Source organism: Alloalcanivorax sp. C16-2, from assembly GCF_046507615.1.
Lineage (GTDB): Bacteria > Pseudomonadota > Gammaproteobacteria > Pseudomonadales > Alcanivoracaceae > Alloalcanivorax > Alloalcanivorax marinus_A.
The window spans coordinates 2162736-2177479 of record NZ_JBKFTL010000001.1 but is presented as its reverse complement, the minus strand read 5'-3'; the positions used below and the strand labels follow the sequence as shown (position 1 = coordinate 2177479).

The 14744-nt window shown below is 67.6% G+C and carries 14 protein-coding genes; 10 read left to right on the top strand and 4 right to left on the bottom strand.

Annotation, left to right across the window (positions count from 1 at the left end; genetic code table 11):
• Positions 1 to 79: 79 nt before the first annotated feature.
• The 4 genes from ACLD02_RS10030 (at position 80) to ACLD02_RS10015 (ending at position 6228) form a co-directional block, all read left to right on the top strand.
• The gene (locus ACLD02_RS10030) at positions 80 to 859 is read left to right on the top strand and encodes an enoyl-CoA hydratase-related protein (RefSeq protein WP_410298600.1); all 780 of its coding nucleotides are present in this window, start codon (positions 80 to 82) and stop codon (positions 857 to 859) included.
• 24 nt (positions 860 to 883) lie between these two features.
• Positions 884 to 2830 (top strand): acetyl/propionyl/methylcrotonyl-CoA carboxylase subunit alpha, encoded by a 1947-nt coding sequence (locus ACLD02_RS10025; RefSeq protein ID WP_410298599.1) that lies wholly within the window; start codon positions 884 to 886, stop codon positions 2828 to 2830.
• Complete coding sequence (locus ACLD02_RS10020) at positions 2827 to 4779, top strand: acetoacetate--CoA ligase (RefSeq protein ID WP_410298598.1); 1953 nt, start codon at positions 2827 to 2829, stop codon at positions 4777 to 4779. Before ACLD02_RS10025 ends, ACLD02_RS10020 begins: the two co-directional genes overlap by 4 nt.
• A gap of 189 nt (positions 4780 to 4968) precedes the next feature.
• Positions 4969 to 6228, top strand: a complete 1260-nt coding sequence (locus tag ACLD02_RS10015) for a hypothetical protein (protein WP_410298597.1) — start codon at positions 4969 to 4971, stop codon at positions 6226 to 6228.
• Here the strand turns inward: ACLD02_RS10015 and ACLD02_RS10010 are convergent.
• A complete protein-coding gene (locus ACLD02_RS10010; RefSeq protein ID WP_203101311.1) occupies positions 6225 to 6725 on the bottom strand; it encodes a MarR family winged helix-turn-helix transcriptional regulator in 501 nt (166 codons plus the stop codon). The two genes, ACLD02_RS10015 and ACLD02_RS10010, sit on opposite strands and share 4 nt — an antisense overlap.
• 210 nt (positions 6726 to 6935) lie before the next feature.
• Here ACLD02_RS10010 and ACLD02_RS10005 point away from each other — a divergent pair, with 210 nt between their 5' ends.
• From ACLD02_RS10005 to ACLD02_RS09980, 6 genes are read left to right on the top strand one after another with little or no spacing between them, the layout of a single operon-like run.
• The gene (locus ACLD02_RS10005) at positions 6936 to 8084 is read left to right on the top strand and encodes an amine dehydrogenase large subunit (protein WP_203101309.1); all 1149 of its coding nucleotides are present in this window, start codon (positions 6936 to 6938) and stop codon (positions 8082 to 8084) included.
• A 12-nt stretch (positions 8085 to 8096) separates the two neighbouring features.
• Positions 8097 to 8636 (top strand): MauE/DoxX family redox-associated membrane protein, encoded by a 540-nt coding sequence (locus ACLD02_RS10000; protein WP_203101307.1) that lies wholly within the window; start codon positions 8097 to 8099, stop codon positions 8634 to 8636.
• Between the two features lie 24 nt (positions 8637 to 8660).
• Positions 8661 to 9296, top strand: coding sequence for a methylamine dehydrogenase accessory protein MauD (gene mauD / locus ACLD02_RS09995; RefSeq protein WP_410298596.1), 636 nt, complete (start codon positions 8661 to 8663; stop codon positions 9294 to 9296).
• A gap of 3 nt (positions 9297 to 9299) precedes the next feature.
• The gene (locus ACLD02_RS09990; protein WP_203101303.1) at positions 9300 to 9827 is read left to right on the top strand and encodes a methylamine dehydrogenase light chain; all 528 of its coding nucleotides are present in this window, start codon (positions 9300 to 9302) and stop codon (positions 9825 to 9827) included.
• A gap of 5 nt (positions 9828 to 9832) precedes the next feature.
• Complete coding sequence (locus ACLD02_RS09985) at positions 9833 to 10399, top strand: cytochrome C (protein ID WP_203101301.1); 567 nt, start codon at positions 9833 to 9835, stop codon at positions 10397 to 10399.
• Positions 10400 to 10455: 56 nt separating this feature from the next.
• Complete coding sequence (locus ACLD02_RS09980) at positions 10456 to 11784, top strand: hypothetical protein (RefSeq protein ID WP_203101300.1); 1329 nt, start codon at positions 10456 to 10458, stop codon at positions 11782 to 11784.
• 59 nt (positions 11785 to 11843) lie between these two features.
• On the opposite strand, the gene ACLD02_RS09975 is transcribed toward ACLD02_RS09980, so the two are convergent.
• From ACLD02_RS09975 to ACLD02_RS09965, 3 genes are read right to left on the bottom strand one after another with little or no spacing between them, the layout of a single operon-like run.
• On the bottom strand, positions 11844 to 12836 hold the full coding sequence (locus ACLD02_RS09975) for a YbhN family protein (RefSeq protein WP_203101299.1): 993 nt from the start codon (positions 12834 to 12836) through the stop codon (positions 11844 to 11846).
• The gene (locus tag ACLD02_RS09970; protein ID WP_203101298.1) at positions 12833 to 13609 is read right to left on the bottom strand and encodes a DUF2334 domain-containing protein; all 777 of its coding nucleotides are present in this window, start codon (positions 13607 to 13609) and stop codon (positions 12833 to 12835) included. The genes ACLD02_RS09975 and ACLD02_RS09970 overlap by 4 nt, the downstream gene beginning before the upstream one ends.
• Positions 13593 to 14723: a glycosyltransferase family 4 protein gene (locus ACLD02_RS09965; RefSeq protein WP_203101297.1), complete on the bottom strand. Its 1131-nt coding sequence runs from the start codon at positions 14721 to 14723 to the stop codon at positions 13593 to 13595. The genes ACLD02_RS09970 and ACLD02_RS09965 overlap by 17 nt, the downstream gene beginning before the upstream one ends.
• Positions 14724 to 14744: the final 21 nt, after the last annotated feature.

Sequence of the window (14744 nt, the reverse complement as noted above, 5' to 3'; positions counted from 1 at the left end):
GCGTCCAGCGTCCGGCGTCCAGCGTCCGGCGTCCGGCGTCCGGCGTCTGACCTCCAGCGACCAACAACAGGAGCAACCCATGAGCATAACAAGCACCAATACGGGCCTGGTTACGCACATCACCCTCAACCGGCCGGACAAACGTAATGCTTTTGACGACGCCATCATCGAAGCGCTGATCGAAGCGTTCCAGCGGGCCGGCGACGAGGAAAGCACCCGGGTGATCCTGCTGGACGCCGCCGGCAAGCACTTTTCCGCCGGCGCCGACCTCAACTGGATGCGCGCCATGGGCGAGTTGGACGCGGACCAGAACCGCGCCGACGCACGCCGGCTGGCGGCACTGATGAGCGCCATCGACGGCGCCGCCAAGCCGGTCATCGCCCGGGTCCAGGGGGCCGCCTTCGGCGGCGCCCTGGGGCTGATCTGCGCCGCCGACATCGCGGTGGCCGCCGACGACGCCCGCTTCTGCCTCAGTGAGGTGAAGCTCGGCATTCTGCCGGCCGTCATCGCCCCTTACGTGGTGCGCGCCATGGGGCCACGGCAGGCGCGCCGCTATTTCATGACCGCCGAGGTGATCGACGCCCCCCGCGCCGGGCAATTGGGGCTGGTCCATGAAGTGGTGCCGGCGGTGGATCTCGACACCACCGTGGAACGGCTGATCGCCGCCCTGCTGAACGGCGCGCCTGGCGCCCAGCAACGCGCCCGGGAACTGGTGCACCGTGCCGACGGCAGCGCCGTGGACCCGGCCGTGGTGGACTACACCGCCGACCTGATCGCCGAGCTGCGCACCGGGGCCGAAGGTCAGGAGGGCCTGAGCGCCTTCCTGGAAAAACGCGCCCCGAACTGGATCGACGAATAGCCGCCCACACAGAAAGGAACAACAATGGCCCGCATCGACACCCTTCTGATCGCCAACCGGGGCGAAATAGCCCGGCGCATCATCCGCACCGGCCGTGAGCTCGGGCTCACCACGGTGGCGGTGTATTCCGACATCGACGCCGACGCGCCCCATGTCCGCGAGGCGGACCGCGCCATGCATCTGGGCCCGGCCAGTGCCCGCGACAGCTACCTGAACATCGAAGCGGTGCTGGCCGCCGCCCGGGACAGTGGCGCCGACGCCATTCACCCCGGTTACGGCTTTCTGTCGGAGAACGCCGCCTTCGCCGAAGCCTGCGCCGAGGCCGGGCTGATTTTCGTCGGCCCGGCCCCGGCTTCGATCCGCCTGATGGGCGACAAGGCCGCCGCCCGCCAGCGCATGGCGGAGCACGGCGTGCCGGTGCTGCCCGGCTTCGACCGGGAAGGCGCCGACGACGCCACCCTGCTCCGCGAGGCCGACCGGGTCGGCTTCCCGCTGCTGATCAAGGCGGTGGCCGGGGGCGGCGGCAAGGGCATGCGCGCGGTGCAGCGTGCCGAGGAGTTCGAGGAAGCCCTGGCCGCCGCCCGCCGCGAGGCCCGCAATGCCTTCGACGACGACCGCGTGCTGCTGGAGCGCTACCTGCCCACCGCCCGCCACGTGGAGGTGCAGGTGTTCGCCGACGAACACGGTAACGCCGTGCATCTGTTCGAGCGTGACTGCTCGGTGCAACGGCGCCACCAGAAGGTGATCGAGGAAGCGCCGGCGCCGGGGCTCAGCGAACAACAGCGCCAGGAGCTGGGCCAGGCGGCGGTACGCGCCGCTCGCGCCATCGATTACCAGGGCGCCGGCACCGTGGAGTTCCTGTTTTCCCCCGAAGGCGAATTCTTCTTCATGGAGATGAACACCCGCCTGCAGGTGGAGCACCCGGTCACCGAGCTGGTCACCGGCGAGGACCTGGTGGCCTGGCAGCTGGCGGTGGCAGAGGGCCGGCCGCTGCCCAAGGCCCAGCAGGACCTGTGTCTGAACGGCGCCGCCATGGAGGTGCGCCTGTACGCGGAGAACCCCTACCAACAGTTCCTGCCCTCCTCCGGGCGCATCGACCAACTGCGCTGGCCGGACGGCGTGCGCGTCGACGCCGGCGTGGAGCAAGGGGATATTGTTTCCGATTATTACGATCCCATGATCGCCAAGCTGATCGCCCACGGTGACGACCGGGACCAGGCCCGCCGGCGTCTGGCCCGGGCCCTGGACCAGCTGGCGCTCACCGGGGTGCATCACAACACCGCCTTCCTGCGTCGGGTGCTGCTGGACGAGGCGTTCGCCGCCGGCGAGTTGGACACCCGCCTGCTGGAGCACCGCCCCTACCTGCTGGAACCCGCCGGGCAAGCGCCGGAGCCCCTGGCGGTGGCCGCCGCCACGCTGGTCGCCGGCCAGGGCCAAGCCGGCGGTGACCCCTGGTCCGGGCTGCCCGCCTGGCGTCCGCTTGGCCGCCGGCGTACCCTAGTGCCGCTGCGCGTGGACGAACACGACTTCACCGTGGTCCTCGATAATGAACAGGCGACCGTCGCGGATCGGCGCGCGCCCTACCGGCTGCGCCGGCACGGCGACCTGTTCGAACTGGACTGGGGTGAAGACAGGCTTTCCGGCCAGGCCCTCTTTTTTGATGGCCGGCGCCTGACGTTGTTCGTCCACGGACAGGACTATCGCATCGAAACGCATCCGGCTCGGGAGAGCGAGCACGCCGGCGGCGCGGACGATTTCCGCGCGCCCATGAGCGGCACCATCGTGGCCTGCCATGCGGCGCCGGATACGCCCGTGGCCGCCGGCGATGCCGTGATTACACTGGAAGCCATGAAAATGGAACATACCCTGCGCGCCAGTGCCCCAGGCACCGTGCGGGCCTTCCTCGTGCAAGCCGGAGACAGCGTTTCTGAAGGCACCTTGTTGGTGGACTTTGAAACGGAGGAAGAATGACAACAGCCCCATCCCCGCTTTGGCAGCCCGACGCGCGGCGGCTGGAACACAGCCAGCTCACCGCGTTCCGTAAACAGGCGGAAGCCCTCACCGGACAAGCCCTGGACGATTACCGCGCCCTGCATCAATGGTCGGTGCGCGAGCCCGAGGCGTTCTGGAACCTGGTCTGGGATTTCTGCGCGCTGCAAGGGCACAAGGGCGAACGGGTCCTGGAACCCAGTCCCGTATTCCGTCACAACCGCTGGTTCCCGGACGCCCGTCTGAACATGGCGGAGAATCTGCTGGCGCGCCACGACACCCACCCCGCGCTGATCAGCGTGGATGAGTCCGGACACCGCGACGAAATCAGCTACAACGACCTGCGTGTGGCCGCCGGTCAGGTGGCCGCGCAACTGAGTGCCGCCGGCGTACAACCCGGCGACCGGGTGGCGGGCTTCATGCCGAACCGCATCGAAACCGTGATCGCCGCCCTGGGCTGCGCCTGGATCGGTGCGATCTGGTCGTCCTGTTCGCCGGACTTCGGCGTGCAAGGCGTGATCGACCGCTTCGGCCAGATCGAACCCAAGGTGCTGTTCGCCTGCGACGGTTATCAGTACAACGGGAAATGGATCGAACTGGATCAGCGCATCCAGGACCTGCACGACAAGCTGCAACCGGAGCTGTTGGTGGCGATTCCCGGCCGGGGCCACACCAGCCGGGTGCACAAGGCGCTCAACTGGAGCGACTGGCTGGCCGCCGCCGAAGCGCCGCCGCCGTTCGCCGAGCTGCCGTTCAACCACCCGCTCTACATTCTCTATTCCTCCGGCACCACCGGCGCCCCTAAGTGCATCGTGCACGGCACCGGCGGCGCCCTGATCCAGCACGCCAAGGAGCACCGCCTGCACGGCGACCTGGGCGCCGACGACGTGCTGTTCTACTTCACCACCTGCGGCTGGATGATGTGGAACTGGCTGGTGAGCGGTTTGCAGACCGGCGCCACCCTGGTGCTCTACGACGGCAACCCGGCCTACCCGGACGCCGCCCGCCTGTTCGATCTGATCGACGCCGAGAAGATCACCCACTTCGGCACCAGCGCCAAGTTCGTGCAAGCGGTGGAAAAAGCCGGCATCGTGCCCCGGGAGAGCCACGATCTGTCCACCCTGCGAACCCTGATGTCCACCGGCTCGCCGCTGCTCCACGAGAGCTACGACTTCCTCTATGAGCAGGTCAAACCGGACCTGCTGGTAAGCTCCATCTCCGGCGGCACCGACATCCTGTCCTGCTTCGCCCTGGGCAACCCGGTGGTGCCGGTCTACCGGGGCGAGCTGCAATGCCTGGGCCTTGGGCTGGACGTGGCGGTGTTCAACGACGACGGCGAAGCGGTGGTCGGCGAAAAAGGCGAGCTGGTATGCCGGGCGCCCTTCCCCGCCTGCCCGGTGGCGTTCTGGAACGACCCGGATGAGCAGCGTTTCCACGATGCTTACTTCGACACCTTCGAGAACATCTGGGCCCATGGTGACTACGCCGAGATCGTCGCCCACGAAGGCCACGACGGACTGATCATCCATGGTCGCTCCGACGCCGTGCTCAACCCCGGCGGCGTGCGCATCGGCACCGCCGAAATCTACCGTCAGGTGGAAACCCTGGAAGAAATTCGTGAAGCCATCGTCATCGGCCAGCAGTTCCAGGGCGACGTGCGGGTGGTGCTGTTCGTGGTGCCCGCCGAGGGTGTCGAGCTCAGCGACGAGCTGCAAAAGAAAATCCGGACCACCATCCGCGCCGGCGCCAGCCCCCGCCATGTGCCGGCGGTGATTCTCACCGTGCCGGAGATTCCGCGCACGGTGAGCGGCAAGATCGTCGAGCTGGCGGTGCGCGACGTGGTGCACGGCCGGGAGGTGCGTAACCGCAACGCCCTGGCCAACCCGGATGCCCTGCAACACTTCGCCGACCGCCCGGAACTGGCGGACTGACGTTGAGCTCGATCGCGGCTACAGCCGCTCCTATAGGGATATTTTTCGCCGTAGGAGCGGCTTTAGCCGCGATTACCACCCCATGACCCGAACGCCCGCCCAACCGGGCCGGGCGGCCTCGACTTCCCGGCGCCTCACGCCGAGCCTGATCAGTGATGAATCAATCCGTCGAGTCAGGCAAGGAGGCCCATGCTAACTCGCGTACGTTCCCGGAATCTGATCGCCGCCGCGCTGGCGCTGCTGCTGGTACCGGCCGCCGGCACCGCCCGGGTGGTGGCGCTGGAAGGCGGCGGACTGGAGGGCTTGGCCGGCCAGGAACGGGCGGCGGTGGACGTGGCCGTTTACCGCGACGGCGCCTTCCAGAGCGTACCCCACCAATGGCTGGCCTGGAGCAACGGCCAGGCTCCCTACTTCGAGCAGGACCCGGACAGCGAACGCGACCTGCCGGTGACGCGCATCGCCACCGCCGACCGTCTGCTGGTGAAGGTGCCGGAGGACACCGACGGGGCACCCTCCACCGACCCGCCGGGACTTCTCGGCACTCTGATCATCGATGCCGGCGACGACACCCGAACCCTCTACCTGCTGGCCCGGCCACCCTCCCCCCACCCGGCGCCGGCCCGGTTGCGCCGGGACCCGCTGCGTCTACGCACCGACGACTTCGAGCTGCGCTTGCGCGACGACAACCTGTTCCTCTGGGGGGACTTTTTCCATGACGGCTACACCGACGCCGAAGGCCGGCGCCGCAATCTGCTGGACAGTCTTAAACTGCGCCTGAGCGCCGGAGTGTTCAGCGCCGGTGCCCGGCTTACCCTCACCAACGAAAATCTGGACCCGGAGATCCGCCAGGTGATCGACGGCCCCCTGGCGACCCTGGTGTACGCCCGCACCCGGGTACGGGTGGCCGGCCTGCCGGTGCTCAAGGTACACAATTTCCTGGTGATCCAGGACCAGGCGGTGGCGGTGCACGCCCGCTTCCGGTTGCCCGGTTTCGCCGCCGCCGTGCTGCGCGAACCCGGCGCCCGGGTCACCGTGGACGGCCACGATCTGAACGGCGCGCGGCTGCGTACCAGTTGGACCGGAGACCGGGAGGCGCGGGTGGATGGCCGGCTGGACGCCGATGAGCGGGCCATGGTGGATAGCCCGGTGCCGGCCCGCAACTGGCTGTGGTTCGACACCGGTAACGGCTTCGCCATGCTGGCGCGGCTGAATTTCGCCTCCGGCTTCGGCACCGGAGCGCGCTTTCTTTACCAGGATGATCCGGAGCTGGAAGACAAACCGGAGCGTTTTCCCGGCCAGACTCCCAATGTGGGCTTCGCTCTTGATCGCATCCCGTTCGGCGAATCGTTCTATTTCATGGCCGAACTGACGTTCTCCGAAGGCGGCCCGGGGGCGCTGGCCAAGGCCCGCCGGGCGCGACCGGCGATGCAATGGCGACCGGCGCCCTAGCTGTTGTCGCTCTCCGTCGCCACCAGGTGCTCGAGACGTTCCTCGAGCTTGTTCAGCGCCGCCAGCAACGCTTCGTGCTCACCCTCCGACAGAGTCGCCGCCAACTCCGCCTCCCAACGGCGGGTGGCCGGTATCAGTTCCGCGAGCAGTTCCCGGGCCGGATCAGTGAGCCGTAACAGCTGCTGACGCTGATCCTCCGTGGACGGGCGGCGCTGAATCAGATCCCGACTCTCCAGGGCGCGCACCGAACGGGACACCCGCACCTTGTCCATCTGCGTCAACCCGGTCAACTGCTTGGCGGTAAGCACCGGTCGCTCATTAAGCCACACCAGAATGCGCCATTCCGGGATGGAAATACCGAACCGCTCGCGGTAGATCACCGCCAGGGCCTGGCTGATCCGCCCGCCCAGATTGTTGAGCCGGTACGGCAAAAAGCGGGTCAGATCCAGCTCCGTAGCCGGATGAGAGGCGTCCGGATTCCGGTCTTCGCGGGACATTGAGTGGTTTTCTCCTTGCAGCGGACGCGACGGCGCGCGCCCACTAGTGTAACCAATGGAGACGTGCCGATGGCACTTTTGTCTCCATTGATACGCCCTCCGGGGTGCCGGATTGGCAAAAATTAACAAGTCTCTGGCACGCAATAGCATGCGCGCGGGCCGGCGCTGGCACACACTCGATGAATAACCACACCTACAACCGGAGCAGCTATGCGACTACTACGACCCCTGTGCAAGGGCCTGTTGCTGGCCGCGGCCTGCGTGGCCGCCGCCGGAGCCCAGGCGCAACTGCCGGTGGAGAAGCTGGGGCAGAACACCACCCTGCCGTTCCCGCCGGACCCGCACCGCAGCTACATCGTTGATTTCGAGTTCAACAACATGGTCGCCACCCGGGTGGTGGTGGTCGATCCGGACCAGCGCAAGGTACTGGGCATGCTCAGCACCGGCGGCGCGGCACCGGCGGTGTTGTCCCACGACCAGAAAACCGTGTACACCGCGGACATCTTCTTCGAGCGCTATGTGCGCGGCAAGCGCACCGACGTGATCACCGCCTGGGACACCTCCTCCCTGTCGCCGCGCTGGGAAGTGAAAATCCCCAGCAAACGCGCCTCCATCCTCACCGAGCGCTACGGCCTGAGCACCAGTGCCGATGACCGTTTCGTGTACATCTACAATTTCACGCCCTCCACCTCGATCACCGTGGTGGACACCGAGAAGCAGGAAGTAGTCAACGAACTGGCGATCCCTGGCTGCATCCTCAACTACCCGGCCGGCGAGCGCCGCTTCGCCTCCCTGTGCGGCGATGGCAAGCTTCAGGTCATCACCCTGGACGACGATGGCCAGGAGGTGAACCGCACCGCCACCCGCTTCTTCAACCCGGATGAAGAGAAGCTGATCGAACGGGCGGTGGGCAACGGCGACACCTACTATTTCGTCACCACCGAAGGTCATGTACGCGGCGTCGATCTGTCCGGCAAGAAACCCAAGGTGCTGCGTGACTGGTGGCTGACCACCAAGCAGGAACGCAAGGAAGGCTGGGCCCCGGGCGGCTGGCAACTGATGGCGGTGGCCCCGGCGCTGAACCGGCTCTACGTGCTGATGCACCCGGAGCACGCACCGCACAAATGGGAAGATCCGAGCCAGACCATCTGGGTCTACGATCTCAAGACCGGCAAGAAGGTGGACACCATGGAAACACCCAGCCTGGTGTGGAGCCTGAACGCCACCTCCGATGACAAGCCCCTGCTGCTGGGCACCAACATCGAGGGCGGTCTGGACATCTTCGACCTCACCAAGGGCGAGTACGTGGACACCATGGACGGCGTCAGCAAGACCCCGACCCTGGTCATCAACCATTAACCAGGAGGGCCCATGACCGTGGATCCCATTCTCACCGCCACCGGTGCCGTCTCCCTGGCGGTGATCCTGGCCAGCGCCGCCAGCCACAAGGTACGCGCGCCGGCCTGGTTCCGCCGCCAGGTGGCCGACTACCGGCTGCTCCCGGAGGCCCTGCACGGGCCGGCGGCGCGCGCCCTGCCGCTGCTGGAAGGTGCCCTGGCGCTGGCGTTGCTGTGGCCGGCCACGCGTGGCGCGGCGGCCCTGGCGGCGCTCGCCCTGGTGGGGCTGTACGCCGCCGCCATCGGCGTCAACCTGGCGCGCGGCCGCCACGACCTGGATTGCGGCTGCGCCGGCCCCGGCGCGCCGCAGCCGCTGCACCCCCGGCTGCTCTCGCGCAACCTGCTGCTGGCCGGGCTGGCACTGCTCGCCGCCGCCCCCGCCGCGCCCCGCGCGCTGGGTGTGTTCGACGGCTTCGTGGTGCTGGCCGCCACGGCGGTAACCGTTTTGCTGTACGCGGCGATCGAGGTGTGGCTGGCCAACCAGCCCCGTCTGCTCGGTCTGTCCGGACGATGAACAAACAGAACTAAGGTGACATCCATGCAAGCCTTGATTGTTTCCAATGTACTTCTCTGGTGCCTGTTGGTGGCCATGGCCCTGGTGGTGGTCGGTCTGATCCGCCAGATCGGCGTGCTGCACGGGCGCATCGCGCCGGCCGGCGCCCTGATGGTGGACAAGGGGGTGGCGGTGAATCAGCCGGCGCCGAAACTGACCGCCGAGGACCGCCTGGGACGCCCGGTGAACGTGGGCTACCCCGGCGAGCGGGCACAGATGCTGTTCTTCCTGTCCCCCACCTGCCCGATCTGTAAATCCCTGCTGCCGGCGGTGCGCGCCATCGACCGCTCCCGGGACGACCTGGAGGTGGTCTACGTCAGCGACGGCGACATGGCCGAGCAGGAAAAGATCATCGCCGAGTTCAAGCTCGACCGCTCCCGCTACGTGGTGGACCCGGAAGTGGGCATGACCTACCAGATCGGCAAGCTGCCCTACGCGGTGCTGATCGACGCCGAGGGCACCCTCAAGGCCAAGGGGCTGGTGAACTCCCGCGAGCACCTGGACAGCCTGTTCGAGACCGAACTGCTGGGCGCCGCCACCCTGCAGGACTACCTGCGTGGCCAGGCGCCTCACATCCACCATCCCGGTGACAACCTGCCCACCGAAAAAGGGAGCGCCTGAACCATGAAATTCCTCGACCGTTTCTTCGAGCGTTCCACCCGCCATGTGGCCAGCACCACCTCGCGGCGCCGTTTCCTGGGCCGGCTCGGCTCCTTCCTGGTGGCCGGCGCCGCCATGCCGGTCCTGCTGCCGGTGGACCGCACCGCCAAGGCCCTGGCGGCGGAATCGCCCCAGGCCGGCGACCCCGGTGACCCCACCAGCTGCGATTACTGGCGCTATTGCTCCATCGACGGCTTCCTGTGCAGTTGCTGCGGCGGCACCGTGAACAGCTGCCCGCCGGGCACCCAGGGCTCGGAAGTGACCTGGGTGGGCACCTGCCGCAACCCGGCGGACGGCATCGACTACATCATTTCCTACAACGACTGCTGCGGTAAGCACAGCTGCGCCCAGTGCGCCTGCACCCGTAACGACAGCGAGGAGCCGATGTACCGGCCGTTCAACAACAACGACATCAACTGGTGCCTGGGCGCCGACGCCAACGTCTATAACTGCACCGTGGCGGTGATCCGCGGCGTGGCCAAGGCCGGTTGAGGCGTATGCGACACGGCCTGCTGCTTACTGTTCTGCTGGCGGCCACCGTCACCGGCCCGGGCGCCCACGCCCGGGCCATGCCGGACCCGTCGCAGACGCCAGCGCCGGGCAACGAGGTGCCGCAGATTCCTCTGTCCCGGGCCGGCTACGGACCAGCCGTGAACTACCAGTTGCAATGCGCCGGCTGTCACCTGTCCGAAGGCCAGGGGGCACCGCGCAATGATGTACCCCGCATGACCGGATTCGTCGGCAACTTCCTGCGCGTGGAAGGTGGCCGCGAGTTCCTGGTACGGGTACCCGGCGTCTCCCAGTCCGCGCTCGGCGACGATCAACTCGCCGAGTTGCTCAACTGGATTCTTGACCGCGACGGCATGGCCGGCACCAGCACGCCGGAGGACGCGGCGCCCTACACCGCCGCCGAGGTAACACGCATTCGCGCCACCCGGTTGAACAATCTGCCGGACACCCGCGCCCACTTGATCCGGCGCATGCACGACCAGGGCATCGCCATCCACGACGGCATGCCCCACGAGGACCTGCTCGACAACAACGACAACGGAGACAGCCAATGAGCTGATCCCGCGGCCCGCGCCGCCGGCGCGGGCTTCACCCGAATGGAGACTCAACCATGATCACTGCTTATCCGAAAGCCGTGAAACGGGCCCTGCTTGCCTGTTCACTGACCGCCCTGGGGGTCCAGGCCCAGGCCCTGGAGCTGGTGGCCAACGACACCACGCAACTGGATCTCACCGTGGAAGGCGTGGCCGGCGCCTTCCACAGCGAGGAAAACTACGCCACCGCCGGCAGCAAGAGCGAAGGCTCCTCCAGCTGGCAGGAAGGCTACCTCAAATACGGCTTCGCCCTGGAACAGGAATTGGGCGCCGGCCGCCTGTTCGGTGCCCTCAACGCCCTCAGTGGCGGCACCTGGGGCGACGGCGACGCCGCCGGTTTCAGCAACGGCGATGAGCGGGAAACCGACGTGGAAGACGCCTATCTGGGCTGGCGCTCCGGGGATCTGTTCCCGGCACTGGGAGAAGACGGCGTGGCCCTTTCCGCCGGGCGCCAGGCCATCACACTGGGCGATGGCTTCCTGATCGCCGGTGACGCGCTCAACTTCGGTGAGGGCATCGCCGGCGGCCTGCTCGACCGGGGTGGCGCCTACTACCTGGCCGCCCGCCAGGCCTTCGACAAGACCGCCGTGCTCAGCCTGGGCGGCGACAGCGGCTGGCGCGGCGACGCCATGTGGATCGAGTCGGACAACCCGGCCCAGGTGGAAGCGTCCATGAAGGTGGGCAACCTGGAGCACGTCGGCGAGAACGGCACCGTGGGCCTCAGCTACATCAAGGTGGACGATGTGGAAGAAGACCTGGCCTTCCTGTACCCGCAACGCGACGGCATGGAAACCTGGAGCCTGCGCTACCAGGGCAGCGCCGGCGTCGAAAACCTGTTCCTGTCCGGAGAATACGCCTGGCAGGACCAGGACCAGGGCGATGAAGACGCCTGGTACGTGGAAGCCGGCTGGACGTTCGCCGACGCGCCCTGGCAGCCCAGCGTGAACTACCGCTACAGCCGCTTCTCCGAGGGTTTCGACCCGATGTTCTACGGCAACGGGCGCACCCTCGGCACCTGGTTCCAGGGCGAGGTGGCGGCCAACTACGCGGGGCCGTTCAATACCAACGCCAAGGTCCACAACGTGGCCGTGCACGCCGCGCCCCGGGAAAACCTGGCGGTGGGCCTGCTGGCCTATGACTTCACCACCCTGGACAAGGGCGCCGGCGGCAACCTGGATGCCCGCGAGTTCGATCTGTTCGTGGAATGGGGCGTAACGCCGAACCTGGCGATCATCCCGCTGGTCGGGCTGTACCAGCCGGACGCCTCCGCCGCCGAAGGTGGCACCCAGCTTGGCAACGACGACGGCAACCTCTACACCCAGCTGATTCTGGCCTTTGGTTTCTGATTTAACGCTCGACGCACCTTGAAGCGTGTCTATCTCCCCGGCCCCGGCCGGGGATTTTTTTATCCGCCGTTCATCAGCGGGCGGGCTTCCTTGAAGCCCAGGAACAGCATCACCAGACCGCCGGCGATCAGATACCAGTAGAAGGTCACGAAGCGCCAGATCACGATCACCGTGGCGGCGGTCACCGTGCCCAGCCAGGGATTGAGCAGCGCCGCGCCGGCCACCTCGGCGCCGCCGGCGCCACCGGGCAGCAGGGTCAGATGGCCGGCGCCCATGGCCACCATCTGCACGAAGAACCCGTAGGTCCAGTCCAGGTGCTCGCCCAGGGCCAGCACCGCCAGGTAAATCACCGAGTAGCGCAGCAACCAGTGCAGCAGACACAGCGCGAACATCAGCAGCAACCGACGGCGCGGCACCGCCAGGGTCTCCTCCAGCCCCCGGCGAAAGCGCAACACCGCCCGCGCCATGCGATACCGACGCCGTCGGCGCAGGCCCAACCAGGCCAGCAGGTCCCCGGACGCGATCAACACGCGACGCTGATGCCGGGCCAGCAACGTCACCAACGCCAGGCCCCCCACCAGCAGTCCCAACGGCACCGCCAGTTGCCACCAGCCGCCCCAGTCCAGATAACGGGCCAAACCATACAGCGCCACGGTGGGCAACAGGGTCGCGAACACCAGCATGTCGGTGAGCTGGTCCACGGCCAGCACCGCGGTGGCCCGGGCCGGGGCCACGCCATACCGTGACAACAGCGCCGCCAGGGTAAAAGGAGCACCGCTACCGCCGGGAGTGGCGTTCAGGCTGAATTCAGTGACCACCACCGTGGCCAGGGCCGACCCGTGGCCCATACCCGGTGCCCGGCCATTAAGCATCAGCCGCAGGCGCCAGGCGTTCAGGTTCCAACACAGGCCAATCAGCGCCAGCATGCCCAGCAGCCAGGACGGGGGCAGCCGTACCAGCTCATGGAACGCCGCCGGGCCGCCCATTACCAGCGGCACCGTGGCGCCCACTACCAGGGCCGCCAGCAGCAGCCACCGCCAGTGACGTCTCATCGCGCCGCCCCGGCCTGTTCCAGCAGCCAGCGACGTTTGGTGACGCAACGACGTTGCCGTCGCAGCAGGCGCACGGTATCGAGCCAGAACCGGCGGCTTTCTTCGTGGCGCAGGTCCACGGGATGCAACGCCAGGCGGATCACCGGGGCATGCCGGTAGCGCCACAGTCGTAGCCGGTTAAGCGCCACGAACAGGCGCCGCCGCCAGGCGGAGCGGGATGACATCACCAGCGTGGGCAGTGGCAACCGGCGCTCGTCGGGCAGGCGGTAAAGAGCGCTGGCGTCGGTGCGGTAGGCGAAACCCGCCTCGCGGATCGCCCGGCGGCTGGCTTCATTGGTGACCCAGCCGGGCGGTACGAAGCCGTCCGTGCGCCAGCCCTGGCCGTAGAACAAGGACAACCCGTCGCGGATACGACGCGCCGCCTCGCCGCCGCTGAGCGCCGAGAATTCGCCTTCGTGGGTCAGCACCCGGCGCCGCAGCAGCGCGCCGGGCCCGCGCGGCGGCGGCCCATCGTCCTCGTGGTAGAAACCATGCAGCACCAGCTCATCGCCGGCCCGCTGGCGCTCACGGAGGTCCTGGCAAAAGCCGGGATGGCGCTCGGCCGTGTCCCGGTGGTGAAAATCCGGTACCGCCAGCAAGGTGCACGCCAGCCGACCGCCCTCCTCCGACCGCTCCAACTCGGCCAGGAAGGCCCGGTACAGCGGCCAGCTGTGCGGCGCCACATCATGCAGCGACAGAAAGAAAGCGGGGCCGAGATCAGGAATGGGATTCATGGCTCGGCACCATCGACGGTTGCTCGTGTTCACCCAGCACGCGCCGGTAGTGGGCGAGCAGATTGTCGACCACCACGTTCCAGCTGTGCCGGCCTTCCACATGGGCCCGTGCCGCCTGACCCAGAGCCGCCGGATCGTCGTTCTCGAACAGGTCGCGGATCGCCTCGGCGAAGGCACCACCGTCGTTAGGGGCGGCGCGTCGACCGCATTGTTCCGGCACCACCTCCGGCAGCGCGCCGGCGTCGGCGCACACCACCGGCAAGCCGCAGGCCATGCCTTCCAGGGCCACCAGGCCAAAGGTCTCCTGGTCACCGGCGTGCACCAGCGCGTCCGCCGCCGCCATCCAACCGGCCACTTCCGGAGCCGGACAGAATTCATGGATCACCGACACATTGGAGGGCGCGTCCGGCTGCAGCCCGGTACCGATCAACAGCAAGTGATACTCCGGCAGGTGACGCATCGCCTCCAGCAGCACCGGGATGTTCTTTTCCTGGGTGCCACGACCGGCGAACACCAGCAATGGACGATCGTCGTCGATGCCAAGCCGGCGCCGGGCGTCCGGCTTGGCGCGGTCGGGCCGGAAGGCCTCCAGATCAACGCCCAGCGGCTGCACCTGGACGTCCTCCACCCCACACTGTTCAAGGCGCCGGGCCATCAAATGGCTGGGGCTGAGCACCAGATCGAACCCCCGGTACAGACGGCGAATGTAGGAACGGCTACCCGAGTCGAGCCAGGCGCCGACCCGGTGATGCACCAGCGACATGAGATCCGAGTGATAAAAACCGACCGCCGGGACGTCCAGCAGGCGCGCGGCGCGTTGAGCGGCCCAGGCCGGCGTATAGGGATCACCGGCCTCGATCAGGTCCGGCTGCAGCCCCGCCATGACGCTGGCCCACAACCCCAGCCGCAGAGGGAACCGGTAACCGGGCGCCAGTGGCAACGGCATGGCCGGCAGCTCGATGAAGTCCTCGTCGAAACGCACCCCGGCGCCGGGCATCACCACCTTGTGGCCCATGCCGCCGCGTCGCAATAATGCCTGTCGTTTGGCGTCCACGTAGGTACGCACACCCCCGCTTGCCTGGGTGTAAAACAGGGTGGTGTCGAGAATCTTCAAGCCGCTCTCCTTTTCCCTGGT